Genomic DNA, 895 nt, shown 5'->3' on the forward strand with positions numbered 1-895 from the left:
CATGGCTGGATGGACGCAAGGTGGTGCTGCTGGAGCCCCGGCGCCTTGCCGCGCGGGCGGCGGCCCGGCGCATGGCGGCCACCCTGGGCGAGGCAGTGGGCGACACCGTGGGCTACCGCATGCGGCTGGATACCCGGGTGGGGCCGCGCACCCGCGTGGAAGTGGTGACCGAAGGCGTGCTGACGCGCATGCTCCAGGCCGACCCGGAACTGGCCGACGTGTGTTGTGTGATCTTTGACGAATTTCACGAGCGCAGCCTGCACGCGGACATGGGCCTGGCCCTGTGCCTGGATTGCCAGGAAGGGCTGCGACCGGACCTGCGGTTGGTGGTCATGTCGGCCACGCTGGATTGCGGCCCGGTGGCGAATCTGCTGGACGGGTGCCCGGTTATCGAAAGCGCGGGGCGCGCCTTTCCGGTGGATACCCGCCATCTGCCACCCGTGCGCAACTGGCTGCCCTACGACACCACTCCGCCCGGCGTGCTGGAGGACGCGGTGGCCGACGCCGTACGCCGCGCCCTGCACGAGGAGTCGGGCAGCCTGCTGGTGTTCCTGCCGGGAGCCGGGGAAATCCGGCGTACGGCGACAAGGCTGGCGGGGCTGGCAGACACGCCGCACGGCCCGGTAACCGTGCATGCCCTGTACGGCGACATGGCCCCGGAACTTCAGGACGCGGCTATCGCCCCCGCGCCGCCCGGCACGCGCAAGGTGGTGCTGGCCACGGCCATAGCCGAGACCAGCCTGACCATCGACGGCGTGCGGGTGGTCATCGACACCGGTCTTGCGCGGGTGCCGCGTTTTGACCCGCGTTCCGGCATGTCGCGGCTGGTGACCGAGCGGGTCTCGCTGGCCGGGGCGGACCAGCGCCGGGGCCGCGCCGGACGCACCGGACCGGG

General features: G+C 72.0%; 1 protein-coding gene. It reads left to right on the plus strand.

Annotated elements, in window-relative coordinates; genetic code table 11:
* Window positions 1-895, plus strand: an 895-nt coding sequence (locus FVW27_RS17450; protein WP_279586651.1) for a helicase-related protein, incomplete at both ends; no start/stop codon positions are given.

This window comes from Nitratidesulfovibrio liaohensis (genome assembly GCF_011682075.1).
GTDB classification, from domain to species: Bacteria; Desulfobacterota; Desulfovibrionia; order Desulfovibrionales; family Desulfovibrionaceae; genus Cupidesulfovibrio; species Cupidesulfovibrio liaohensis.